Genomic DNA, 25,196 nt, shown 5'->3' on the forward strand with positions numbered 1-25,196 from the left:
CTTTCGGCCGCAGGGCGGAGAGCCCCAGATGAGCTCGGTGACCGTCGAACAACGTGAGCGCCTGCTCACCATGCAGTATGCGACCTCGCGTGTCCTCGCCGAGGCCGCCACCATCGATGAAGGCATCCCGCGCATTCTGGAGACGATCTGCCGCACCCTGACCTGGGATCACGGTGCAGTCTGGATCGTGAGCGCCGATGCCGAAGGACTGCGCTGCCTCTACTCGTGGAGGAAGCCGGAAGCCTCCCTAGAGGAGTTCGAACAGAAGAGCCGGGCCACGACGTTCGCCAAAGGGGTCGGCCTTCCAGGCCGCGTGTGGGCCAGCGGCGAGCCCGCCTGGATCGCGGACGTCACGCGTGACACCAACTTTCCGCGCGCAAAGGTGGCGGAGCGCTGCGGCCTGCACGGCGCGTTCGGCTTTCCCATCCTTCTCGGTGGCGAGATTCTCGGGGTCCTCGAGTTCTTCAGCAGCGAGATCCGTGAGCCGGATACCGATCTGCTGCAGATCCTCTCCACCGTCGGCGGACAGATCGGCCACTTCCTCGGGCGACGCTGGGCCGACGAGGCGCTGCAACGCGCCCGCGCCGAGCTGGACCGATTCTTCACCGTGTCGCTCGACATGCTGGCCATCGTCGACTTCCAGGGCGCCTTCCGACGCTTGAATCCGGTTTGGGAGAAGACCCTGGGCTTCCCGGTCGACGAGCTCATGTCGAAGCCCTACCTCGAATGGATCCATCCCGAGGACCGCGAGAGCACCATTCGCGCGGCGAGCCAGGCCGCGGGCGGCGAGCGAGTCATCCAGTTCGAGAACCGTTACCGCTGCGCGGACGGCTCCTACCGCTGGCTGGTGTGGAACGCCACGCCGGTGCCGGAGGAATCCCTGATCTACTGCGTCGCGCACGATGTGACCGAGCGAAAGCGTGCGGAGGAGGCGCTGCGCGGCTATGCGCGTCAGCTCGAAGCGGCCAAGCGGGTGGAGGAGGAGAACGCCAAGCGACTCGCCGAGCTCGTCTTCGAGCTGAAGCTGGCGAAGTCGAAGGCCGAGTCCGCGACACGCGCCAAGAGCGAGTTCCTCGCCAACATGAGCCACGAGATACGCACGCCGCTCCACGCGGTGATCGGCATGACCCAGCTGGCGCTCGGCACGCGCCTGAAACCCGAGCAGCGCGAGTATCTGGACGTGGTCAAGGACTCGGCCGAGGCGCTGCTGGTGCTCATCAACGACATCCTCGACTTCTCCAAGATCGAGGAGCGGAAGCTCGACCTGGACCACGTGCCCTTCGACCTGCGCGACACCGTCGAGGACACCATGCGCCTGCTGGCATTGCGAGCCCAGCAAAAGGGCCTCGAGCTGGCATGCCGTATCTCGCCCGATGCTCCGGCACGGCTGATGGGCGACCCGGGACGGCTCCGCCAGATCGTCGTGAACCTGGTCGGGAACGCGATCAAGTTCACGGAGCATGGCGAGGTCGTCGTCGAGGTCGTTGCGCGATCGCACGACGCGGAGTCGGTCGAGCTGCACGTCATGGTGCGCGACACCGGGATCGGTATCCCATCGGAGGATCAGGCACGCATCTTCGAGGCGTTCGCCCAAGGAGACAGCTCGACGACGCGCCAGTTCGGCGGCACGGGACTGGGACTGGCGATCACCGAGCAGCTGGTCCGGCTGATGAAAGGCAAGGTCTGGGTCGAGAGCACACCGGGCCAGGGAAGCACCTTTCATTTCACCGCCCGATTCGGGCTCGCGGGGGCCGACGAAGGAGCGCCGGCGCCGGTCGATCCGACCCGGCTGCGTGGCCTGCGTGTGCTGGTCGTCGACGACAACGCGACCAACCGCCGCATTCTCGGCGAGATGCTCAGCAATTGGCGTCTCGATCCGACGCTGGTCGAAGGCGCGCCCGCCGCCCTCACGGCGCTCGAGGGTGCACGCCGGGCATCGCGGCCGTTTCACATGGTTCTGATCGACGCGCAGATGCCGGGCATCGATGGTCTCACGCTGGCGCGACGCATCCGAGACCGCAAGGCCTCTGGACCGGCTGTGATCCTTCTGACCTCGGCCGGAATCCAGGAGGCGGCGAGCCTGCGGCGGGCGGGCATCCACGCGGCGCTGCTCAAGCCGGTCAAGCAGTCGGATCTGCTCGACACGATCCTCACCACCCTGGGCAGCCGCACCGCTGGTCGCGAGAGGCCGCCCGAAACGGCGCGCGCGCGCACGCGCAAGCTTCGGGTGCTGGTCGTCGAGGACAACCGTGTGAATCAGACCATGGCGCTGCGCATCCTCGAGAAACGGGGTCACCAGGTGACCCTGGCGGAGAACGGCCAGCAGGCGGTCGAAGCGCTGGACCGCGAGGAGGGCTTCGACGTGGTGCTGATGGACGTTCAGATGCCGGTGATGAACGGCCTCGAGGCGACTGCACGCATTCGCGCCATGGAGAAGGGCAGCGACCGCCACCTCCCCATCGTGGCGATGACGGCGCACGCGATGCGCGGCGACCGTGAGCGATGCCTGGCTGCGGGAATGGACGGCTATCTGGTGAAGCCGATCCAGGCCGACGAGCTGATCGCGGCGCTCGAGGGCTTGGCGGGATCCGACGGCGCCCCCGAAGCGAAGGGCGAACCGGCGGAGCTTGCGGACGTCGCCGCCGCGCGAGCCGCGATGCTCCAGCACCTCGGCGGAGACGTCGCCCTGGCGAGCGAGCTGGCCCACATTTTTCTCGAAGACCACGCCGCCTTGCTGGCGCGGATCGAGGATGCGATCCCCGCCGGGGACGCTGAGGGACTACGCGTCGCCGCCCACACCCTCAAGGGCGCGGTGGGGAACTTCGGCGCCACGAGAGCCGCGGCCGCGGCGTTGAGACTGGAGAAGCTGGGCGCGGGTGGGAACATGGAGGAGGCTCCGCATGCGCTCGAGGACCTGAAATCCGAGCTGGCGCTCCTCGAAACACTGCTTCGCACCATCGTGAAGCCAACGAAGCGTTCCTCGAAACGAAAGCGCAGGACCCGATGAAACGCATCCTGATCGTGGAAGACGAGCGGGCCACGGGCCACCTTCTGGACAAGGTTCTGAAGGACACCGGATACGAGACATCTCTCGTGACCGACGGTGAGTCAGCGCTCACGGAGCTCCGCCGCGGGGCCTTCGACCTGATGCTGCTCGATATCTGGATGCCGATCATGAGCGGGCTCGAAGTCCTGGCCGCGATGCGTGCCGAGAATCTCGGCACCAAGGCCATTGTCATGACCTCGGACGGCACGCCCGAGACGGTCCTGCGGGCGGTGCGCGAGCAGGCGTATCACTACATGAGCAAGCCGGTAAAGCCCTCAGAGCTGCTCGACCTGGTCCGCGACACGCTCGCGGCCAAGCCCATCCCGCCGGTCGAGGTGATCTCGGCGCGTCCCGACTGGGTCGAGCTGATCCTTCCGTGTCAGCTGGAAGCCGCGGACCGCATCCACGGGCTCCTGGCCAAGCTGGTGGTGGACCTGCCCGAGGAGGTGCGCGACAACATCGGCTACGTATTCAGCGAGATGCTGCGCAACGCGGTCGAATGGGGCGGAGGACTCGACCCCAACCGCAAGGTGCGCGTCACCTACGTGCGCGCGCGTCGCATGCTGCTCTACCGCATCGCGGATCCGGGTCCTGGCTTCAAGGTGGAGGAGCTCGCGCATGCGGCGGTGAGCTATCCCATCGAAGAGGTCGGCGAGAGTGCCCGGGTTCGCGCCGAGATGGGGCTGCGTCCGGGCGGATTCGGCATCCTCACGGCACGCGCGCTGGTCGACGAGCTGATCTACAACGAGGCGCACAACGAGGTCCTGTTCGTGAAGTACCTGGACTAGGGAATAGGCAGTCTTCATCCGACATGGACTCGAGAGCCTTCGCGCCACTGTTCGACCTGCTGTTTCGCGAGCTCGTCTTTGGCTCGCCCGATCCCAAGTCGCGCACATACGTGCTCAACCAGGGCGACACGGGGCTGCTCGCGTCGCTGGAGCGGCTCTCCGCCTCGGCCGCCTCCACGACGCATGGCGGCGGCGCCTCGATCGCCGCGCACGTGGATCACCTTCGCTACGGCTTCTCGATGCTCAATCGCTGGGCGAGTGGAGATCCGCCGCCATGGAAGGACGTGGACTGGACCGCGAGCTGGCGGAGGAACGTCGTGTCGGAGGACGAGTGGCGGCAGCTGCGGGATGAGCTTCGTCGCGAGGCCGATGCATGGGCCGAGGTCCTGCACACGCCCCGCGAAGTGAGCGACGTTCAGGCCGGGTGGATGGGGGGCAGCGTGGCGCACTTCGCCTACCACATGGGGGCCATCCGGCAGATCGACCGCGCCACTCGTGGGCCGACCGCCGAAGACGAGGCTCGCGCCCAGGCCGAGACGCGCAAGTCCTGATGGAGGGGCGGCCGTAAAGCCTGTGCAGGGCTCGCCCGATGTGGCCGATAACCATGGCGGTTTTCGAGCGCATCAATCCAGAGGAGGCCGCCCATGGATTCCATCCTGTTCTGGCTCGGCGCACTGCTCGTCCTGAGCCTGCTGTCACCGCTGTTGAAGATCCTGATCGCCGCGACGCACGGCAAGGAGATCGGCGAATCCGCGCTGGCGCAGCAGCCGGACCGGATCCATCTGCAGAAGTCGACCCCCGAAGCCTGGAAGAATCGCCGCGCAGCCGAACAACTGGCCCACTCGTTCGTATCGCGGGGCTTCAGCGATGCGGGAGTTCACACGATCGCCGAGCTGCCGGTCGTCGTGCAGCTGCTCGCGCACGGGGGCGATTCGTTCTACGCGGCGATCTACCAGCATCCGCAGGTCGGAACCTGGTTCGATCTGGTCTCGCTCTACGAGGATGGGACGTCGGTGACCTATTCGACGGCGCGCCCCACGGCGCTCGAGCCGCGTCCCGGCCATCCCACCGTGAACTTGCCGGGTGCGACTCCCGATCACGTCGTGGAGAAGGCCAAGGGACAGCGGCCGCGCAAGCCCCTGATGCCGGCTTCGGCATGGGATGCGGCGGCCGTCTTCGAGCAGGCCTACGAGAACGCCACGGCCTACCGCAAGGGCGTGGGGATCTCGACCGCCGAAGTCGTCGGGACCGCCATGCGCAAGGTGGCCTGATCGCCGGGCTGGACATGTAGCGCCGCTCGTTAGAGTCTGGCTGCTATGCCGCTCGCTCCCGGCACCCGGCTCGGACCCTATGAAGTGCTGGCGCCGCTCGGTGCGGGCGGGATGGGCGAAGTCTACCGCGCGCGGGACACGCGTCTTCGGCGCGAGGTCGCGGTCAAGGTTCTGCGCTCGCAGGATCGTGAGCGGTTGCATCGCTTCGAGCAGGAGGCGCTCGCCGCCTCCGCCCTCAACCATCCACATATCCTCGTGGTGCACGACGTGGGCACCGAAGGCGAGACGGCCTACGTCGTCTTCGAGCTCCTGGAAGGGGAGACCCTCCGCGAGCGGCTCGCGGCCGGTCCTCTTCCCGAGCCGAAAGCCATCGCCTTTGCGCTCCAGATGGTGAACGCGCTGGCCGCGGCGCATGACAAGGGCATCGTTCACCGCGATCTCAAGCCCGAGAACATCTTCCTCACCAAGGATGGCTCGCTGAAGATCCTCGATTTCGGCTTGGCCAAGCTGTCGCGACGAGAAGAATCCGACGAGAGTCTCACGCGGGCGGCCACGGTCAGCTCCGACACGATGCCGGGCGTCGTCATGGGCACCATCGGGTACATGTCGCCGGAGCAGGTGAGGGGTCGGGCCGTCGACGCCCGCTCCGACCTCTTCGCGTTCGGCGCCATCCTCTACGAGATGCTCACCGGGCGCCGCACGTTCACCGGCGACTCGGCGGCGGAAGTGTCGAGCGCGATCCTGCGCGACACGCCGCCCCCGCTCACCCAGAACCCCGCACCTTCGCCGCTCGAGCGGGTGATCCAGCGCTGCCTCGAGAAGTCGCCGGACCAGCGCTTCCAGTCTGCGCGCGATCTCGCCTTCGCGCTCGGCGAGAGCTCGAGCGCCCCCGCGACCGCCGTGGCGCCCGGCATGTCGCGCCGGAGGCCCGCCAGCGTGTGGGGAAGGGTGGCGGCTCCTCTGGTGATCGGGCTCGGGCTTGCCTTTGCGCTCGATGCCGGGGGGATCCGGAAACGGCTCCTCGGCCCTCCGAAGGGCTCGGCCATACGGTCGCTCGCCGTGCTTCCGCTGCGGAACCTCACCGGAGATCCCGAGCAGGAGTATTTCGCCGACGGCATGACGGACGCGCTCACCAGCAGTCTGGCGCAGATCCGCTCGGTCAACGTCATCTCACGAACGTCCGCCATGCTCTACAAGGGGTCGAAGAAATCCCTGCGAGACATCGGCCGCGAGCTGCACGTCGACGTGGTGGTGGAAGGCTCGGTGGCGCGCGCCGGAGATCGGGTGCGCATTGCCGCGCAGCTGATCCGCGCCGAGACCGACGCTCACTTCTGGACTCGGACATTCGAACGCCCGCTCGGCGACGCGCTGGCGCTGCAGGGCGAGATCGCGCGCGCGATCGCCCAGGAGGTCGAGGCGAGGCTGACGGTCGATGAGCAGAGCCGGCTGGGGAAGGGGCGTCCCGTGCTGGCCAAGGCCTACGAAGCCGTCCTGCTTGGCCGGTTCTTCCTCGACCAGGGCACCGAGGAGGGGATGCAGAAGGCGCACCAGCAGTTCCGTCGCGCGCTCGAGATCCAAGCCGACTGCGCGCCGGCCTACGCCGGACTCGCGAGCTACTACGCGACGCTGCCATTCTTCACCACCTCGTCGCCGGCGGAGGTCTTTCCCAAGGCACGGGAGGCGGCGGTCAGGTCGGTGGAGCTGGATGACGGGCTGGCCGAGGCGCATGCGTCGCTCGCATACATCCGCGCGTATTACGAGTGGGACTGGGCGGCCGCCGAGCGGGAATTCCGCAAGGCGCTCGATCTCCGCCCGAGCTTCGCCGATGCCCACTTCTCCTACAGCCGGTTCCTGGCCGCGTCGGGACGCATGAAGGAGGCGATGGAGGAGATTCACCGCGCCGAGGAGCTGGATCCGCGATCCACTCTCCTCAACGCGAACGTGGCGTTGCTGAACTACTTTCAGGGTCACTACGACGAAGCGCTGAGTCATCTGCTCGAGATCAGCCGGGCCGACTCGACGATGTCCACCGCTCGCTGGGGCATCGGCCTGGCGTATGAAGCGAAGGGCATGGGCTCGCAGGCGCTGGCCTCGCTCGAGCAGGCCACGAAGCTCTCGGGAAGCCTGAACCTCAAGGCCTCCCTCGGCCACGCGTATGCGCGCTTCGGCGACGCCTCGCGCGCCCGTGAGATCCTCTCGCTGCTCACCGAGCGAACGCGCAAGGGCTATGTCCCTTCGTACTTCTTCGCCCTGGTCTACGTCGGGCTCGGAGACAAGGACCGCGCGTTCGAATGGCTCGAGCGCGCGTACCAGGAACGCTCGACCGTGCTCGCCTACCTGCGCATCGATCCACGCTTGGCACCGCTGCGTTCCGATCCGCGGTACTCGGCCCTCGTGCGCCGGCTGGGATTTCCCGCCTAACCGACCTTCGACTACGGAGGGAGCCGTCATGGAAACGCTGATCTGGATCGCGACAGGAGCGCTCGCTGGCTGGAGCGCGGGCAAGCTCATGAAGGGCCGCGACTATGGTTGGACGGGCAACATCCTTCTCGGCCTGATCGGGAGTCTCGTCGGCGGCTGGCTGATGGCGCTGCTCGGCGGCAGCCAGGGCCCGGAATGGTGGCAACGCGCCATCGTGGCCGCTCTCGGCTCGGTCGTCGTGCTCGGCATCGCGCGGCGGCTGCGGCCGATGGCGCGCCAGACCCGAGCCGTCCTGGGGGACGTGGCAGCCGCCAGCGCGGATCTCGAAGGTCAGATTCTCAAGCTCTCGGAGCTCGAGCGCCGGGTGGTGGCGCGCATGCTGCAGCGGCAGAAGCCTCTCGATCCGAACGCGACCTTCGAGCAGCAGCTGACGTTCGGCCAGCGGGTCGCAGACAAGGTCGCCTCCTTCGGCGGCAGCTGGACCTTCATCGGCCTCTTCCTGACGTTCATGCTGGTGTGGATGATCGTGAACACCGAGATGGAGAAGCCGTTCGATGTGTTCCCGTTCATCCTGCTGAACCTCATGCTGTCCTGCCTGGCCGCGCTCCAGGCGCCGATCATCATGATGAGCCAGAACCGCCAGGCCGCGAGGGATCGCAGCGACGCACGGCTCGACTACGAAGTGAACGTCCGCGCGGAGACCGAGATCGCGCGGCTGCACGAGAAGATCGACCTGCAGGACGCGGAGATCCACGAGCTGCTCCAGATCACGCGCCATCAACTCGCGGTGCTGGAGCGCATGTCACCGCACCCGAAGAAGGACTGAGGCCTCAGGCCGGTGGCGCCGAGCCCGGCGCCGCCGCGCGCGGTCGCGCCTGATCGGCCCAGGTCTTGAGCCGGCGGAGCGCCCATCGCGATTCGATGTTGTTCCCCGTGTCGGATTCGACGCTCATGAAGTACCAGTCCGCGGCATCGCGCAGCTTGCCTCGCTGCTCCGCCTTGAGACCGGCGAAGTAGTAGATCTCCGAGCGCTGTCTCAAGGTCTTGGTCGCGGCCAGGACCTCCGACTCTTCTCTCAGGCCGAGCAGGTAACGCGCGACCTCCAGGTGGTGCGAGCCGCGTCCCCGGCCGACGTGGTTGACCGTCTCGGCGTAGCGCGGGTGCGACGACCCGGTCTCCATGCAGACCGCGGCGCGCAGAAGCCAGTGATAATCGCCGAGCTCGCCCTGCAGGCGCGAGGGAGCCATCGTCCACAGCAGCTCGGGGACGCCTTCCTGCCAGGCGAGGATCCCGAGCAGGTCACGGTCACTCTCCGGGACGCGGCGCCGGATCCACTCGATCGCCGAAGCTTCGCCCTTGGCGTGCTTGAGATGACGATAGGCGACGATCGCGGACTCGAATCCCTCGGCTCCGGAAAGCTGCATGCGCGACTGCAGCTCGAAGGCCAGCCCGTGCAGACCTTCCGCTCCCAGAGCGTCGGGAATCGATCCGAACGTCCAGCGGTCGGTGAATCCGGCGCGCATCAAGGCTTCGGCGGCCTGCACGCCTTCGCTTTCCCGCGTGCGGAAGAACGCCACGAAACGAGGCGCGACCTCCCGGGTCCATTCGACCCCGGAAAGCCTGCCGCGCGCGTTCTGCAGCACACTCGCCGCTTCGCCGTACCGGCCCTGGCGCCAGAACAGCTCGGCCAGCAGCGCCGGACCGGCGCCGAGGTGCGGCGCCGCGCGATGAGCCGCCCAGGCGATGGCGAGCGCCTGATTCGGCTGACCCAGGTCCTGCAGGATGAGCGCCGTGCGCTCCATGGCTTCGAAGTTCCCGCTGCGGTGCAGGTCCCCCATCAGCTGGAGGGCCTGCTGAGCGCGTCCCTCGAGCTGAAGCAGGCGCGCCATCTGGATGCGTGCATCGAGGCTCATCGCCATCGCCGCCGAGTCGCCCTGAGTCCGCGCCATCCAGCGCTCCAGCACGCGGCGAGCCGCGGGATACTTGCCGCTCTCCTCGAGCCAGGTGGCGTAGCTCTCCACCATTTCCCAGGCGCCCGGATGTGCCGCCAGCTTGCGCGCCAGCGAGGCGCCGACGACCGAGTCGGGCAGGTCGGGCTGGCCGACGAAGGCGCGCAGCGAGTCGCCGTCGTGCTTGAAGAGATGCTTCCACGCCAGAAGCGAAGGATCCGAAGCCGCCAGCACGGCTGCGGCCGACGTCCCGAGCCGCTCAGCCACGCTCAACGCGCCAAGATCGCGCACCGCGATGGCCGCCAGCGCGACCCGGTTCGCGGGTCGCGAGTCGAGGCGCCTCGCGAGGTCGCGTGCCGCGTCACGCACGGCCGGGTCCTCGGGTGCGGTGTGCGCACGCAGCGCTTCATAGCTCCGAATCGCCTGCGCCGATCCCGGCGCGGCGGAGTCGACGTCAGCGCGCAAAGCCACGCGGTCGAGCTTGCCGACGCGCGCGTTGGCCAGGTGCGCATACCAGCGCTGGAAGGCGGCCGGAGTCTTGGCCGTCTTCTTGAGCGAGCCCGTGGCGAACCAGGTGGAGATCTCTGCCGGGCTCTTCGTCTCGATCGCACGCTGCGCGATCTCGTCGAGCGCCGCGTACACGAGACAGCGGCGCTGCGCGCGGGTGATGTCGGCGCTGAGCAGAACGCCTCCCGGCTGGGATTGGGCGGCGAGGACTGCTTCATAGCGCTGGACGCGCTGCGCGAGCGTCGGCTCGGCCGTGCGACTCGCCGGCTTTCGGGCGCCCTTTCGCGTCGTGACCTGACGCGGCGCCATGACCCCCAGCAGTCGCTCCGCGGCGCGCACGGAAGCCTGGCCACTCCGAAGGCCGAGACCGCTCCCGAGCAGGAGCGAGGACGGTACGCCGCGACGCTCGAGGCGGCTCACGAGCCCGAACCACGCCTCGTCCTGGTCACGATCCGCGGCCAGCACCAGCTGGAAATAGGGCGCCTCGAGCGAGACCGGCGGCGCGGCCGCTGGGGCGCTCGCGGCCTTGGACGCCGTTCGGGTCTTCGTGGCGGTCGTTCCCCTGCCGGACCGTGGGACGGTGGCTCCGCTCTTCGAGCGAAGCTTCGCGGAGCTGGCGGACTTCGGTGCCGACGCGGCGCGAGTCGAAGGCGGTGCGGGCGGGGCAACGCCGATCGCTTCGATCGCCAGACGCTCGAGCCCGGCGGCATCGCGCATCACGTAGAGCCGCACCGGGTCCAACGCCTTGAGCCGGCGCGCCTGCTCGCGTGCGGCCGCGGCATAGCCCGTCACGTCGGCGAGCAGGCAGGTCTCGCGCTTCGGATCCTCGGCTCCGAGCGCCCGCGCATAGGCGAGTGCCGCAAGGCCGCGAGCGGCGATCGGATCTGCGAGGCCGGCCCAGTTCGGGGTCTGCAGCGCGAGCAAGCCATAGGCAAGTGCTGCGTGGCGGAAGAGCGCGGCGTCGCGCGCACCGGTCGACCAGGCGCGATCGGCCTCCCGCAGCGCGGCCAAGGCATCGAGACGATCGAGCGCGCGCTGGAGATCGGCGCGCTCGGGTCCCGTGTTGTCGGACCAGCCTCGAGTCCAGGCCTGGCTACGCGCGACCTCGGTGATCATGTCGAGCATCTCCGGAAGATCGGGCAGCTCGGAGAGCCTGCCGATCTCACGGGTTCCGCAGCGCACCGTCCAGCGGCCGTTCGCGAATTGCGCGGTGACGGCCGAGTCACGCGAGCCGGCGAGGCGCCGGATCTCGGTGATCGCGAGCAGCACGCGACGATCGGGGCGAAGCCGGTAAGGGGTGAGCGCCCGCTCGCGCATCACCTCGAACTTGAGACTGCTGTCGGACGAGAAAGGAGTCGGCGGCTCGAACGTCTCGGTGACGGGCGTGCTGGCCTGCTGGGCGATCGGCGGAGAAGAAGGAAACTGGCCACGGTAGCTCACGACCGCGACAGCCGCGATGACAATGAAGGCCAAGATGGCCATCAGGATCTTCATGGGGATCCTCCGATCGGGGCGGAAAGCCGTTTCAGGTATCGGCCGCCCCGCGAGGCGTCTGCACCCCCCTCTGGGGAGGCCGGCGAGCCCCTTCGCGCGGCGGAAAGCGCTGGTCACGACTCCTGAAGATGTGCTGATCTTCGGGCCATGCGATTCGCATGGCCCGCGGCACTGCTCTCGACCATCCTGATCGCTGGCCGCGCCGACGTCGCGACCCTGCCGAAGGTGTCGCCGATCTGGGGCGATCTCCTTCCGGGTCCCTACGCCGTGGGGCTCGTGGTCCTCGAGGAGCAGGACGGCGCACGTCCCGGCCTTCCGATCGACAGCGTCACGGTCACCTCCGGCGGACGCCCGATGCCGATCGTCGTGTGGTATCCGGCGACGACATCGTCACGCCCGCGCGTCACCCTTCGCGAGTACATCGAGCTGACGCCCGCCGGCCTGGGCGCGGCGGTGGCCACGCTGGAGCGCCGCCGCCAGGCGACCGAAGCCTTTGCCGCGGAGGCCGTCGCTTCCGGACTTTCCCGACCTCGGGTCGACTCGGTGATGGCGCTGCCGATGCAGGCCGTCCGTGAGGCGCCACGCAAGGCCGGCCGATTCCCGCTCGTGGTCTTCCTGCACGCGACCCCATGGGGCGCGTCCGTGATGAGCGAGTATCTCGCGAGCCATGGATTCGTCGTCGCCGCGATCCAGTCGAAAGGCGCGCGGCAGGCCGCCTATCGCCTGAGTCGCGAGAACCTCGACGCCATGGTCGAGGACGCGATGTTCACGGTGAGCCGGATGCGGGAGGAGACCGACATCTCGCCCAGGCTGGGGGTGATCGGGATGAGCAACGGCGCCATCGCCGCCATGGCGCTGGAGCCGGGCGGACTTCGCGGGGACGCCATCGTGAGCCTCGACGGCGGGATCGGAGAGCGCGCTGGAGGAACGTATCTCCATGAGCGATCCGAAGGTCATCCCACGCGGTTCACCGTCCCCGTGCTGCATCTCTACACCCCCGAAAATCCGCACCTCGATCTCCAATACCTGCGATCGTACGAGCGGAGCGCCCGCATGCTGGCCCGGATCGGCCAACTGCGACACGCCGACTTCCTCACGGACGGCGCCCTCGAGCGGCTGCTGCCCGGTCGAGCAGGCCCGGCGCCGCAAGGCGCGGCGCGCGGCTTCTCCACGGCCTGTCGTTACACGCTCCAGTTCCTGCGCTGGCGGCTCAAGAACGACAGCGGAGCCAAACGCTTCCTCACACTGACTCCAGAAGCGAACGGGGTCCCCGCGGGATGGATGGGGATCGAGAGACTGCCCGCGACGGCACCCTGACTCACGGAAGGACCATCAGGGGTCATACGTGAAACGGAGCACCGCATGCTGGGGCGCCACGGGAGTGGCTTTGTTTCTCGCGCTCGGGCCATGCGAAGGCGAGGCGGTGGAGCGCTGGGAGGTCGAAGCTCGGCTCGGCGGCGCCTGGAACGCGCCACTTCCCACGACGATTCGCCAGGAGGGGCACGAAGACCTGGATCTGACCGCACGCTGGTCGACTCACGCGCTCGAGCAGCCGCTGTACTACGGGGGCCGCATCGCCGCCTGGAGCGGTCCAGCCGGCTGGGCACTCGATCTGGTTCACCACAAGCTCCATCTCGACGATCCGCCGCCGGAAGTGCAGAGCCTTGCCATCTCGCATGGCTACAATTTGCTCACGATCCAGCGACTCCTTGCGCGCGGCGGGTGGCGGTACGGCGCGGGGCTCGGCGTGGTCGTCGCGCATCCCGAGAGTGAAGTCCGCGGGCTCCGTTTCGACGAGCATCGGGGAATGCTGGGAAGTGGCTACTACCTGGGCGGGCCGACGACGGAGGCGCACATGGGTGGAGTGCGCTCCCTGTGGAAAGGGCTCAGCGGGACGTTGGAAGCGAGGCTCACCGTGTCGTTCGCGAGCGTCCCGGTCGCCGAGGGGAGCCTGCGCGTGCCCAATCTCGCGTTGCACGCGACGGCCGGTCTTTCCTGGGGGTCGGCCGACCACCGCGCTCGTTGACCGGCACGACGCGCTCGTCCTCCGCTTCGAATTTCGCCTTGGACTCCCGCATACTGCCGCGCATGAAAGGCGCCCCCGGCATCCTGGTCGCCATCCTCGCCGCCTTGCTCCTGACACCGAGCCTCGTCTCAGGCCAGTCGATCGCGAAGTCGGAGATCAAGTTTGGGCCCGGCGGTCACGCCACCATTCCGTTCGATCTTCGCAACCAGCACCTCTGGATTCGTGGGCGCCTGAACGGGTCTGATTCGATCTGGATCGTGGTGGATACCGGAGCTTCGGCGAGCGTGATGGACGAAGGGACGGCGCGTCGTCTCTCGATTCCGCTGACCCGAGGTTTCCAGGCCCATGGCGCCGCCGGAATGCAGCGGGGTTACGCCGCGGAGAGCGTGACCGTCGAGCTGCCAGGCCTGAAGCTCCATCGCCCCGTCATCGGCACTCTGGACTTGAGCGGCATCACGCAGTCGGGCGGCCGTCCGATGCAGCTGATCCTCGGCTACGAGCTGTTCGAATCCTCGGTGGTTCGCTTCGACTACGCGCGTGGACTCATGGAGGTGTGGGCCCCGGGAAGAGCCCCGAAGGATCTGCCGGGCACGAAGGTCCCCATGACCCTGGTTCAGAACCATCCCTACGTCGAAGCCACGCTGCACATCCGCGGGCGGCCGGCCCTGCAGGGCCGCTTCGTGATCGACAGCGGCTCGTCGGGAGCCTTGTTCATCGCGCCCGAGATCACGGCGGAGGAGAATCTGGTCTCGGCATTCCCGCGAACCCTCGTGGCGATCGGCCGCGGTGTGGGAGGAGAGGTCAGGAACCGGGAGGGCCGGGCGGACTCTCTCTCGATCGGCGGCCTGACCTTCAAGCGCCCGGTGGTCTCCATGCCGGGTCCGAGTCAGGGCCGCATCAGCGCGGTCGGATCGATCGGCAACATCGGAGGCCAGATCCTGGGCCGCTGCGCCGTGACCTTCGACTATGCGGGAAAGAGCATCTATCTGGAGCCCGGTCCGGAGTTCGATCGTCCCTTCGAAGGAGACATGTCGGGGGCCTCCTTCGCTCGGACCCAAGAAGGCCTCGTCGTGCGGTGGGTGAATCCCGATTCGCCCGCCGCTCAAGCCGGACTCGTGGTGGGAGACAAGATCACACAGGTGGACGATCAGCCGGCGAACACGATCGACCCCAGCGCGCTTCGTCTTCAGATGCGGGAGGAGGGGCGAACCGTGCGGCTCCGGATCCGGCGCGGGTCCGAGACCTTCGAGAAGGCGTTCACCCTGAGACGCCTGATTTGAGCCACGACGTTCGGCGCATCGTCGAGCAGCTTGGGCTGGAACCGCATCCTGAAGGAGGGTTCTTCCGCGAGACCTTCCGTTCCTCGCATGTGCTGCGCGCCGCGGATGGGACGCGTAGCGCCTCCACGGCGATCTACTTCCTTCTCCCGGCCGGCGTGTTCTCCGCCTTTCATCGCATCGAGGGCGCCGACGAGATGTGGCACCTCTACGGCGGCGACTCGGTCGAGATCCACACCATCGGTCAGGACGGCGATCACCAAACCGCCATCCTCGGACACCGCCTCGAGGAAGGCGAGCGGCCTCAGCTGCTGGTCCCCGCAGGGACCTTGCAGGCGGCTCTAGCGCTTGGCCCCGATGCCGGTCTATGCGGCTGCACGGTGTCTCCGGGGTTCGACTTCGCCGACTTCGTCATGCCGACGAGGAAGGAGCTGCTCGAGCGCTTCCCGCAGCACGCGGACCTGATTCGAAGGCTCACGAGGTGAGATAAGTCACGCGGTTGGGCAGTCCGGGCGGCCGACGTTCTGTCGGCCATCACCCACGTTGTCGCCAAACCACCCGCCTGCCTTCACGCCGCATCATCGCTCGTCGCGCATGCGCGAGATCAGGACGCGCACCCCCCGATCCCACGCGCGACCGCGCTGCACGCGTGGCGGACGCTGATCTCCGGTTCTCTCGTCGCGCCGAGTCCTTCACGCGGATTTCGCAACGAGATTACTGACTCCGTGCGAGATGCCTCGTCCGACAGATGTAACGGAGTTGGCAAGCGGCTTGCGTGGACGCACGCGCCCCAGCGCCGCAGCCAGCCACTCCGGGCCGCACTCATCGAACGTCCGGATCAGGGAGAAGCCGTGCCGCATTCTCGGACGTTCCCGTTCGCCTGCGTGGCGATCGTCGCCCTCGCGCTCACCACGACCTTCACCGGCTCGGCGCACGCCGCGAATGCCTCGCTCGAGCAGGTGAGAAACGGCCAGGCTACCTCGTCCGTGACCCCGACTCCGACCTGGGTTTCGGGCAACGCCGGCGCCAGCAACTCGCACTATCTCGAGAGTCACTCGATCGCCTATCGCACCGTCATGGACGGACTCCCGACCGACGGCACCGTGATCGAGCTGATCATCGGCTACAACCTCAAGCGCAGCGGCTCGTATGCGATCGACTACCTCACCCACTATCAGCGGCTGCTGCCGCACGTGCTCTTCGGCCACCGCGATCCAGAGGTCTTCGATCCCCTGAGCGGGATCACGGGCGTCGACGCCACGATCAGCACGGCGCCGATCCCGATCACCACCCGCAACCTCGTCGTCGATCCGGACGGGGCCGAGTCCGACCCCGCGCTGCCGCAGCCCTCGACCAACATGGCGGCCTTGTCGGATGCGGAGCGCCAGATGACGCTCTTCGGCGGCACGCTGATCGACGTCACGTACCTGAGCGAGGGCGACCCCAATCTGGCGACCGGCTCGTCCGAGACCCAGGTGAAGGTGCGGTTCAGGGCGAATAGCGCGCGCGCGGTCCTGGCGTGGGGCGGCCACATCGCCTGCCGCTGGGATTGGGGCTTCAACGCCGACGGCTCGCCGCGCTCGGCCGGCGGCATCAGCGGCTCCTCGTATCACATGCGCCTCATCAACTGGACGCTCGGCAGCCTCGGAAACCAGGACCGCTCGATGTCGACCGACGCCGTCTACCCGGTGCCCAGATGCGACATCTCGAACGCGGGGCCCTTCTGCGCGGGCACGACCAACACCCACAGCGCGCCGGCCGGAATGGAATCGTATCGATGGACGTTGTCCGACAACGGCAGCGGGGCCGTGATCGTCGGCAGCGACAGCAGCCTTTCGGTGTCGGTGCGCACCACCAGCGCCGGCAGCTACACGCTGGTGGTGACGACGGGCGCCAGCGGCTTCACCCGGGAGTGCCAGACCACGGTGACGGTGAACTCGCCGGCGGTCGCCGACGCCGGAGCCGATCAGGAGGTGTGCGCCAGCAGTCCTCAGGTGCGCCTCGCGGGCTGGGCCAGCGGAGGAGTCGGCACCTGGAGCGGCGGCGCGGGTTCTTTCAGCCCCAGTGCCAATGACCCATTCGCGCTGTACACGCCGACCGCGGCCGAGATCGCCGCAGGTGGCGTGACGCTCATCATGACCGTGCGCCCGGTGTCCGGACCCTGCGCGCCCGCGAGCGACGCCATGCGGATCAGCTATCGTCCGGCGGCGACCGTCAATGCCGGCGGCGACCAGACCGTGTGCGCGAGCAGCCCGCAAGTGACGCTCGCCGGCTGGGTCGGCGGTGGAGCCTCGAGCGGCAGCTGGAGCGGAGGCGCAGGCACCTTCCTGCCCGGCAGCGGCGCGCTCAGCGCGACCTACCTGCCGTCAGCCGCCGAGATCGCAGCCGGTGGCGTGACCCTGATCCTCACCACCAACGACCCGTCTGGGCCGTGTGCTCCGGTGAGCGACGACATGCGGATCAACATCCTGCCTGCTGCGACGGTGAACGCCGGCGCCGATCTCACCGTGTGCGCGACGAGTCCTCAGGCGACCCTGGCCGGCGCGATCGGCGGCGGCGCCTCGAGCGCGAGCTGGAGCGGAGGGAACGGATCGTTCAATCCGAATCGCTCGGCCTTGAACGCCGTCTACACGCCGACGGCGGCGGAGATCGCGGCCGGCAGCCTCACGCTCACGCTCGTGACCAATGATCCAGCCGGCCCTTGCGGAGCGGCGAATGACGTGGTGCGCATCGTGATCGATCCCGCGGCGACGGTGAACGCGGGTCCCGACCAGACGCTGTGCGAGAGCAGCCCGGAGGCGCAGCTCGCAGGCTTGGTCGGCGGTGGAGCGGCGAGCGGATCGTGGGACGGTGGAGCCGGAACCTTCAACCCATCGCGATCGGCGCTGAACGCCGTCTACACGCCGACGGCGGGCGAGATCGCGGCGGGCGGCGTGACGCTCACGCTCAATACCAACGATCCCGCCGGTCCTTGCGGCGCCGTGAGCGACCCGGTGCAGCTCGTCTTCCGCCCCTCGGCCATCGCCAATGCCGGCTCCGACCGCCGCGTGTGCGCGAGCAGCCCGCAGGTGACGCTCGCCGGCTCGGTGGCCGGAGGGGCGACGTGGGGCGGGTGGGGCGGTGGAGCGGGAGCGTTCAGTCCGAACCGGACGACCCTCAATGCCGTCTACACGCCGACCGCTGCGGAGATCGAGGCGGGGAGCGTCACGCTCATCCTGACCACCGGCGATCCCGCGGGTCCTTGCCCGGCCACGTCCGACGCCATGACCATCGTGATCGATCCCATCACGGTGGTGAACGCGGGTCTGGATCAGACGGTGTGCGCCAGCAGTCCGCAGGTGCAGCTCGCCGGCGCCGTGAGCGGCACGGTGTCGAGCGGCACCTGGAGCGGCGGCGCCGGAACTTTCAGCCCGAGCCGCAATGCGCTCGACGCCCGGTATACGCCGAGCGCCGCCGAGATCGCTGCCGGCCAGGTGATGCTCACGCTGACCAGCGCGGCTTCGTCAGGCCCCTGTCCTCCGGCCAGCGACGCCATCGCCATCACCATCAACGCCGCCGCCACGGTCAACGCCGGGGCGGATCAGATCGTCTGCGCGGCGACGCCGCAGGTACAGCTCTCCGGCTCGGTGGGGACCGGCGCCACGAGCGGCGCCTGGAGTGGCGGCTCCGGCACCTTCTCACCCAGCGCCTCGGTGCTGTCGCCGACCTACACGCCTTCCGCAGCCGAGGTGGCCGCCGGAAGCGTCACCCTGACCCTCACCACCAACGATCCCGCCGGACCGTGCCCGCCGGTCACGGATCAGGTCAAGATCACATTCGACTCGCCCGCCGTGTCGGTCGCCAACCGCACGGTGTGCACGGGAATGCCGGGCCAGCTGTGCGCGAACGCCACCAAGGGCATCGCGCCATTCGTCTTCAAGTGGAGCAACGGCGCAACCACCTCATGCATCACGGTCGCGGACACCGGCTACTACTCCGTCGAGATGACGGACTCCCGGGGCTGCAAGGCGACCGGCGGCGGCTGGTTCCGCCAGCGCGAATGCGAGGGCCTGCTGGCGCACACGAACACCACGTGCGGCACGTTCATCGACGGCACGGCGGACGGCATCGCGGACGATATCCACGTCCAGATCAGCAACAACGTCATCACCAACATCGCTCCCGGCGTGTTCTTCTACTTCACCAAGATCGATGCGCCGCGCTCCGACTTCACGGTCTCGCTGGTCCAGGAGAAGAGCAGCCCGGACGTGCCGTTCTGCGAGATCCAGCAGGTCCAGGTCGGCCTTTACGACTCGAGCTGCCAGCGGATTGGCGACGGTCTCGAAATGGGCTTTGGCCAGGCCGCGGTCGAGATCAAGGACGCCACGCCGGGACAGGTGTTCATCATCAACGTGAAGTACTCCCTGAAGAATCTGGTGGGTGTCACGCTGCCGCCGAGCGGAGGGATCCACTACGACTTCAAGACCATGATCGACGGCCAGGTGGTGGACTCCGATCCCGAAGGGATCAACATCGGGGAGGACATCACCGGGACGGTGGGAGTCGAGCCGTCCACCGACCCGGGCATCGCCCTTTACCGTCCGATGCCGAATCCGTTCACGAGCGGCATGAGGATGGCCTACGCGGTGAGCGGCTCCGCCGAGCACGTCCGCATCCGCGTATTCGACATCGCTGGACGCGCGGTGCGCACGCTGGCCGACGGCCCTCAGTCGGCGGGACGTTACCTGGTCTCATGGGACGGGAGGGATGACGAGGGACGCCGTCTTCAAGGGAGCATCTACTTCGTGCACGTGACGATCGGCGAGCGCGCGCGGAAGGTACGCGTGGCATTCCTCGACTGACCGCAAGACCCACAAAGGCGCTGCGGGTGGCCATCTCCTTCGAGGTGGCCACCATCGTTTTCCTGAGGTCTCCGGGACTGTTCTGGATTTGTAATGACACCCGGCCCGTCCCCGTGTTACCTAGGCGACCTGCGTGCTCGCTGAACACCCCTGACCGGGTTCCTCGCAGCAGCCGGCATGCGTCGTTCCGGATCTCGGAGTAACCCCCCTTACCCGACACTGGAGGCGCAGATGCGGTCGCACCGTTTCCCCCTTCCCCTGTTCATGTCGCTCGTTTTCCTCCTCTCACACGGCGGGCTCGCGTCGTCCGCCGAGCGGCCAGGCCGCGTGTCGCCGCCGCCGCAGCTCGGCTTCCAGGCGGCGGCTCCGGAGCAAGCCGCATTCGTTCTCGATCGCGTGCTCGTGAAGCTCACCGATCAGGCGCGGAAGAACTCGAAAGTCCCGGCCAGCTGGCGCTACCGGGAGGCGCTGCCGGGAGCGGTCGTCGGGCTCGAAGCCGTCGACCGGGAGCTGCGCAACGGCGGCGTGAGTGCTCTGCGTCGCGCTCACATCGAGCCGCGCAACGTCGCTGAAGCCGAGCGGCTCGGCATTGGCCGCTGGATAATGGTCGAGTTGCGCGGCGGCAATGCCGAGCAAGTCGCCGAGCGGCTGTCACGGCTCCCGGAAGTCGAGGCGGTCACGCTCGACTACATCGCGTTCCCGGCCGTCGTCCCCGCTGATCCGCTCTACTCGATCCACTGGGGCCACAACAACACGGCGCAGATGCTGAGCTACAACTGGACCAACCACAACCACGAGACCGGTTCGCCGGTCGGCACGGTGGGTTTCGACGCCAACGCGCAGACCGCGTGGGACGGCACGCAAGGATTCGGATCCAGCTCGATCATCATCGGGATCATCGACAGCGGCGTGCAGGCCGCGCATCCGGACCTGCTCCAGGTGGCCGGTTTCGATTTCGGTGACAACGACTCCAACCCCGACGACAACTCGTCCCAGGCCGGGCACGGCACGGCCTGCGCCGGTGTGGCGGCCGGGCGCGCCAATTCCCTGGGAAGCGTCGGCATCGCGGCGGGATGCAGCATCATGCCGCTCAAGGTCGCGAACAGTGCCGGCACGATGACCTTCTCGTCGATCCAGAACGCGCTCATGTGGGGCGCGGACAATGGCGCCGACATCCTGAGCCTGAGCCTGGGGGCGGCGATCACCAGCGATCCCGCGACCGACAACGCGATCAACTACGCTTTCAATGCGGGCTGCGCGATCCTGGCCGCCACCGGCAACGAGAACAAGAGCACGATCAGCTACCCCGCCATCCACGCCAACGTCATCGGCGTGGGCGCAGCCTCGCCTTGCGGAGATCGCAAGCGCTCGAGCAGCCTCAGCTCCGAGGTCAATCCGGGCGTGAGCACCGATCCGAACGGCTACACCTGTGACGGCGAGCGCTGGTGGGGCTCGAACTACGGCGTGACCACCGCCGGCGCGGCCGGCGCGGTGGACGTCATCGCCCCGACCATTCTGCCCACCACCGACCGGCTCGGCGCCGCCGGCTACGATCCGAGCGACTACTCCAAGTGGTTCAACGGCACGTCGTGCGCCACGCCATACGCCGCCGGCGTGTGCGCACTGATCAAGTCGAAGAACCCGACCTGGACGCCTTCGCAGATCCGCACGCAGCTGCTGACCACGGCGCAGGACGTGACCAGCGTCGAGTCGGGCGCAGGCTGGGACCGCTACGCCGGCTACGGCATGGTCGACGCCGCGGCGGCAGTCGGCGGCGCACCGCCGACCGAACAGATCACGGTCACGTCCCCCAATGGCGGCGAGACGCTGACCGCCGGGACCACGGCCACGATCACCTGGACCTGGTCCGGCAGCATCAGCACGGTGAACATCGACTACTCGACCAACGGCGGCAGCACCTGGACCTCGATCGTCACCGGCACCGCCAACGATGGGTCGCACTCGTGGACGGTTCCTTCCACCGCGACCACGCAAGGGCGTGTGCGGGTGAGCGGCGGCACGGCCACCGACATGAGCAACGCCAACTTCACGATCAGCGTGCCGGGAGGCAGCTACGCCACGCTGCCCTACTCGACCGGTTTCGAGTCCGGTGCGCTCGATCAGTACTGGTTCACGGGCGTGACCGGCAACGGCCGGGTGCGGGTGCTCAACACCAACACGCCGCACAGCGGCACGTATCACATGGTGATGGATGACGCGGTGAGTGGCGGCTTCAGCCAGACCGAGGCCCGGCTGCGCCTCAACCTCGCCGGCCAGACCCAGGTGAACCTGACCTTCTGGTGGAAGGACTTCGGTGACGAGACTCACACGCAGGACGGCATCTACTTCTCGAGCAACGGCGGAAGCAGCTACGTGAAGGTCTACAGCCTGAATGGCGGCAGCTTCTCCGACAACACCTGGCGCACGTTCACGATCGATGTCGACGCGCTCGCCGCGGCCAACGGGTTGAGCCTGACCTCGACGTTCGTGGTCAAGTTCCAGCAGTATGACGACTATCCGATCACGACCGACGGCTTCTGCTTCGACGACATCTCGGTGACCGTCCCCTCCGGCGGCGGAGGCGCGATCACCGCGGAGAGCGAGTCCAACAACACGTCGGGCACGGCCGATGGGCCGGTGGGAACGGGCGTGGGCGTGAGCGGCAGCATCTCGACGTCTTCCGACCAGGATTACTTCTACTTCGACGTGAGCACGGCGGGGAACATCAACATCTCGCTCGCCATCGGCAGCTCGGCCGATCTGGACTGGTTCCTCTACAACTCCAGCATGGTCGAGGTCGCGCGCGGGTTTTCGACCGCCAACCCCGAGGTCGGCAACTACAACGCCGCGGCTGGGCGCTACTACCTCATGGTCGACGGCTACCTCTCGGCGGTGAGCGGCTACACGCTCACCGTGAATGGGGGTCTGGCGAACATCATCATCCCGGCGCAGAAGGCCGTGGCGACGCTGAACGAGGCGCCGCTGGTGTTCTTCCTCGGCCAGAATCGTCCCAATCCGTTCCGGGGGAACACGGCGATCGACTTTGCGCTCACCCGGCCGGGGCCCGTCGATCTGCGGATCTTCGACGTCACCGGCCGAGTGATGAAGACGCTGGTCGATCGTGAGCTCGGCGCCGGCAAGCACGGCATCGAGTGGCGGGGCGAGAGCGACGAAGGCGCCCGCGTGCCGCCGGGTGTCTACTTCTACCGGCTGGTGACGCCCGGCTTCACGCAGACTCGGAAGATGCTGCTGGCCCCCTGAAGCGCATTCATCCGGAAACACGAGCGGCGCGGGGATGATCCCGCGCCGCTCCTATTTCGAGAACCTCGTGGGTCAGCCCCCGCCCTTGATCCTCCGGAACTCGCGCACGAAGCTCCGGGCATCCCGCTCGGAAAACGACGACATGACGTCGTCGTGGTCGCAGAGATCGGTGTCTTCGAAGAGCGGCCTTCCGTCGCGCGAGATGAACTGCAGGCGCCCGTCCTCGTACCTCACGTCCCGGAGGTCGCGGATCCGGCACTCGAAGCTGTCGTCGATCATCTCCCGCACGGTGCCGGCCACCGCCGTGACGATCGCCCTTCCGAGCGCGTTGTCCTGCTCCTCCTTCTTGTCGCGCAGCTTGCGCTTCACCTTGTGGACCACCCAGTCGGAGAGCTGGACGGCCACCACCCGGTGGGTGAGCAATAGGGTGACCTTGCCGTCCTCGGTGGTGATCGCGAGCCGCGCATCGGCGACGTCCTGATGCTCGGCCCACCGGACGTAGTCGCTGGAGAAGTCCAGGGTCATCCCCGACCGGGCGGTGGTTGGCTGGAGGGTCAGGGACACAGTGCCCAGAAGGGCGGAAAGGACGAAGGGGGCAGTCTTCATGGTCGTCTCTCGAGGTCGAGGGGGGCGGCCGGGCTTGCGCTCTCTACGTCCCGTCCCGGAACGCGGTTGCAGGCCCACGGCCAAGTCGAGCAGAAAGACGAAGGCGCCCGGGAGTCAGGTGACTGCCAGGCGCCAGGATGGCCGTCTCAGAACCCGATCGCGAGTCCGGCCGACAGGCTCCAGAAGCTCGGGTCGACCTCTCCCGAAGGGATCTCGGTCGAGGTCTCGCCCATGAACACGTACCGGCCTTGCAGATCGAGTCCCACCATCGGCACCAGCGAGAAACGAAATCCGGCTCCGAGGTGGGTGCCGAACTGGACCTCGTTGCTGGCGGGATAGAGGTTGTTTTGGTACTCGATGCCCTGGAAGTAAGCACCCACACCAGCGCCGGCGTAGAGCATGGGGACAGGGCTCACCCAGGCCGACAGCGTCACCGGCACGGTCTTCATCTCGAAGGTCTCGCCCGCGAATTCCATCTCTTCACTGCGGTAGCCGGCCTGGAGCTCGAGCTGGGTGCGGGGCAGGAAGCCATTGCGCAGGGCGACCGCCATCATGGTGCGGTTCCCGTCGCCGTCCAAGGATTGGCTGATGCCGATCGAGGGCACGATCTGAATGGCGTGGGCGGGACGGGCGCCAAGCGAGACGATCGCGAGCACCAGCCCCATCCATGCGGACAGCGCAAAACGGTTGCAGGGCATTCCGACTCCTTCTTCGGCCAGGGGAGACCGATGGCGAGGATCAAGAGTCGTGCCTTCGAATTGGGCTTGGAAAACCTCGATGTCCGCGCGGCTGGGAGGTCGAAGGTCGTGCAGATTGCACGCCCGCCGTGCGGCGGGGACAGCCGTGGAGCTGTGGCGAGGCGGACGCGGGAGAGGCCGCTATGCCCGCTCGGCGGCTTCCGTGAAGATCCCGTCCACCTGATCGAAGGGCGCGGCGGCGGCGAGTCCGTCGAACGTCCCATCCCGGGCGATCTCGCGGGCGGCGGCCATGAATGCGCCCCAGGCGCTGCGGGCCAGACCCCCGCCGACGCTGATCCGCCGGACGCCCAGCGCCTCGAGCTTCGCGACCGTGCTGTGGTTGCTGCCCATCAGCACGTTCACCGGCTTCGGCGCGACCGCGCGGACCACCGCGTCGATCTGCTCCGCGGTCTTGATGCCGGGGGCGTAGAGACACTCGGCGCCAGCCTCCGCGAACGCCTTGAGGCGGCGCAGCGTGTCGTCGAGGTCGGGACGGCCGAACCGGAATCCTTCGGTGCGGGCGGTCAGCAGGACCCCGGTTCCGGCGAGCGCTTCATGAGCGGCCTTCACCCGCTCGACGGCGAGCTGGAAATCGAAGAGGGGCTTCTCCGCGTCGCCCGTCGCGTCCTCGATGGAGAGGCCGGAAATTCCGGTCGTCGCCGCGCGTCGCACGTTGGCGGCCACCTGCGAAGGCTCCACAGCGTAGCCGCCCTCGAAGTCGGCGTTGATGGGGATGGTCACCGCATCCGCGACCTCTTCGTAGTGCCGAAGAGCGTCCGCCAGCGGTAAGCGGCTGTCGGCGTAGCCTCGCGACCAGGCGAGACCGGCGCTGGTCGTCGCCAGCGCCTTGAATCCGACCGACTCCAGAAACCGTGCGCTGCCCACATCCCAGGGATTGGGGATGACGAAGCAGCCGGCTTCATGAAGGTCGCGAAAGGTCGCGTGCTTGGACTTTGGACCGGGCACGCGGCA

General features: G+C 67.9%; 16 protein-coding genes. 12 read left to right on the plus strand and 4 right to left on the minus strand.

Features of this window, described 5'->3' with window-relative positions; translation table 11 throughout:
* The first annotated feature begins 28 nt into the window (after window positions 1-28).
* The 6 genes from VFQ05_04420 (at window position 29) to VFQ05_04445 (ending at window position 8,352) form a co-directional block, all read left to right on the plus strand.
* The gene (locus VFQ05_04420; GenBank protein HET9325996.1) at window positions 29-3,007 is read left to right on the plus strand and encodes a response regulator; all 2,979 of its coding nucleotides are present in this window, start codon (window positions 29-31) and stop codon (window positions 3,005-3,007) included.
* Window positions 3,004-3,834 carry a response regulator gene (locus VFQ05_04425; GenBank protein ID HET9325997.1) on the plus strand — a complete coding sequence of 277 codons (831 nt, stop codon included), beginning with the start codon at window positions 3,004-3,006 and terminating at the stop codon, window positions 3,832-3,834. The genes VFQ05_04420 and VFQ05_04425 overlap by 4 nt, the downstream gene beginning before the upstream one ends.
* 23 nt (window positions 3,835-3,857) lie before the next feature.
* Complete coding sequence (locus VFQ05_04430) at window positions 3,858-4,385, plus strand: DinB family protein (protein ID HET9325998.1); 528 nt, start codon at window positions 3,858-3,860, stop codon at window positions 4,383-4,385.
* Between the two features lie 93 nt (window positions 4,386-4,478).
* A complete protein-coding gene (locus VFQ05_04435; protein HET9325999.1) occupies window positions 4,479-5,105 on the plus strand; it encodes a hypothetical protein in 627 nt (208 codons plus the stop codon).
* A gap of 45 nt (window positions 5,106-5,150) precedes the next feature.
* Complete coding sequence (locus VFQ05_04440) at window positions 5,151-7,526, plus strand: protein kinase (protein HET9326000.1); 2,376 nt, start codon at window positions 5,151-5,153, stop codon at window positions 7,524-7,526.
* Between the two features lie 28 nt (window positions 7,527-7,554).
* The gene (locus VFQ05_04445) at window positions 7,555-8,352 is read left to right on the plus strand and encodes a DUF1003 domain-containing protein (GenBank protein ID HET9326001.1); all 798 of its coding nucleotides are present in this window, start codon (window positions 7,555-7,557) and stop codon (window positions 8,350-8,352) included.
* Between the two features lie 4 nt (window positions 8,353-8,356).
* Here the strand turns inward: VFQ05_04445 and VFQ05_04450 are convergent, their stop codons facing one another.
* Window positions 8,357-11,476 (minus strand): hypothetical protein, encoded by a 3,120-nt coding sequence (locus VFQ05_04450; protein HET9326002.1) that lies wholly within the window; start codon window positions 11,474-11,476, stop codon window positions 8,357-8,359.
* Between the two features lie 147 nt (window positions 11,477-11,623).
* Between VFQ05_04450 and VFQ05_04455 the strand changes: the two genes are divergently transcribed.
* The 6 genes from VFQ05_04455 to VFQ05_04480 all read left to right on the plus strand — a co-directional run bounded on the left by VFQ05_04455 (window position 11,624) and on the right by VFQ05_04480 (window position 22,881).
* Window positions 11,624-12,793, plus strand: coding sequence for a hypothetical protein (locus tag VFQ05_04455; protein HET9326003.1), 1,170 nt, complete (start codon window positions 11,624-11,626; stop codon window positions 12,791-12,793).
* A gap of 28 nt (window positions 12,794-12,821) precedes the next feature.
* Complete coding sequence (locus VFQ05_04460) at window positions 12,822-13,502, plus strand: hypothetical protein (protein ID HET9326004.1); 681 nt, start codon at window positions 12,822-12,824, stop codon at window positions 13,500-13,502.
* Window positions 13,503-13,540: 38 nt separating this feature from the next.
* Window positions 13,541-14,782, plus strand: a complete 1,242-nt coding sequence (locus tag VFQ05_04465; GenBank protein ID HET9326005.1) for an aspartyl protease family protein — start codon at window positions 13,541-13,543, stop codon at window positions 14,780-14,782.
* Window positions 14,779-15,264, plus strand: a complete 486-nt coding sequence (locus VFQ05_04470) for a cupin domain-containing protein (protein ID HET9326006.1) — start codon at window positions 14,779-14,781, stop codon at window positions 15,262-15,264. Before VFQ05_04465 ends, VFQ05_04470 begins: the two co-directional genes overlap by 4 nt.
* 366 nt (window positions 15,265-15,630) lie before the next feature.
* Window positions 15,631-19,620: a FlgD immunoglobulin-like domain containing protein gene (locus VFQ05_04475; protein ID HET9326007.1), complete on the plus strand. Its 3,990-nt coding sequence runs from the start codon at window positions 15,631-15,633 to the stop codon at window positions 19,618-19,620.
* Between the two features lie 231 nt (window positions 19,621-19,851).
* Complete coding sequence (locus VFQ05_04480) at window positions 19,852-22,881, plus strand: S8 family serine peptidase (GenBank protein ID HET9326008.1); 3,030 nt, start codon at window positions 19,852-19,854, stop codon at window positions 22,879-22,881.
* 72 nt (window positions 22,882-22,953) lie between these two features.
* On the opposite strand, the gene VFQ05_04485 is transcribed toward VFQ05_04480, so the two are convergent.
* From VFQ05_04485 to VFQ05_04495, 3 genes are all read right to left on the minus strand, one after another.
* The gene (locus VFQ05_04485; protein ID HET9326009.1) at window positions 22,954-23,487 is read right to left on the minus strand and encodes a hypothetical protein; all 534 of its coding nucleotides are present in this window, start codon (window positions 23,485-23,487) and stop codon (window positions 22,954-22,956) included.
* A 146-nt stretch (window positions 23,488-23,633) separates the two neighbouring features.
* The gene (locus VFQ05_04490) at window positions 23,634-24,185 is read right to left on the minus strand and encodes a hypothetical protein (protein ID HET9326010.1); all 552 of its coding nucleotides are present in this window, start codon (window positions 24,183-24,185) and stop codon (window positions 23,634-23,636) included.
* Window positions 24,186-24,365: 180 nt separating this feature from the next.
* On the minus strand, window positions 24,366-25,190 hold the full coding sequence (locus VFQ05_04495; GenBank protein HET9326011.1) for an isocitrate lyase/phosphoenolpyruvate mutase family protein: 825 nt from the start codon (window positions 25,188-25,190) through the stop codon (window positions 24,366-24,368).
* Window positions 25,191-25,196: the final 6 nt, after the last annotated feature.

The organism is Candidatus Eisenbacteria bacterium (assembly GCA_035712145.1).
GTDB lineage: Bacteria > Eisenbacteria > RBG-16-71-46 > RBG-16-71-46 > RBG-16-71-46 > DASTBI01.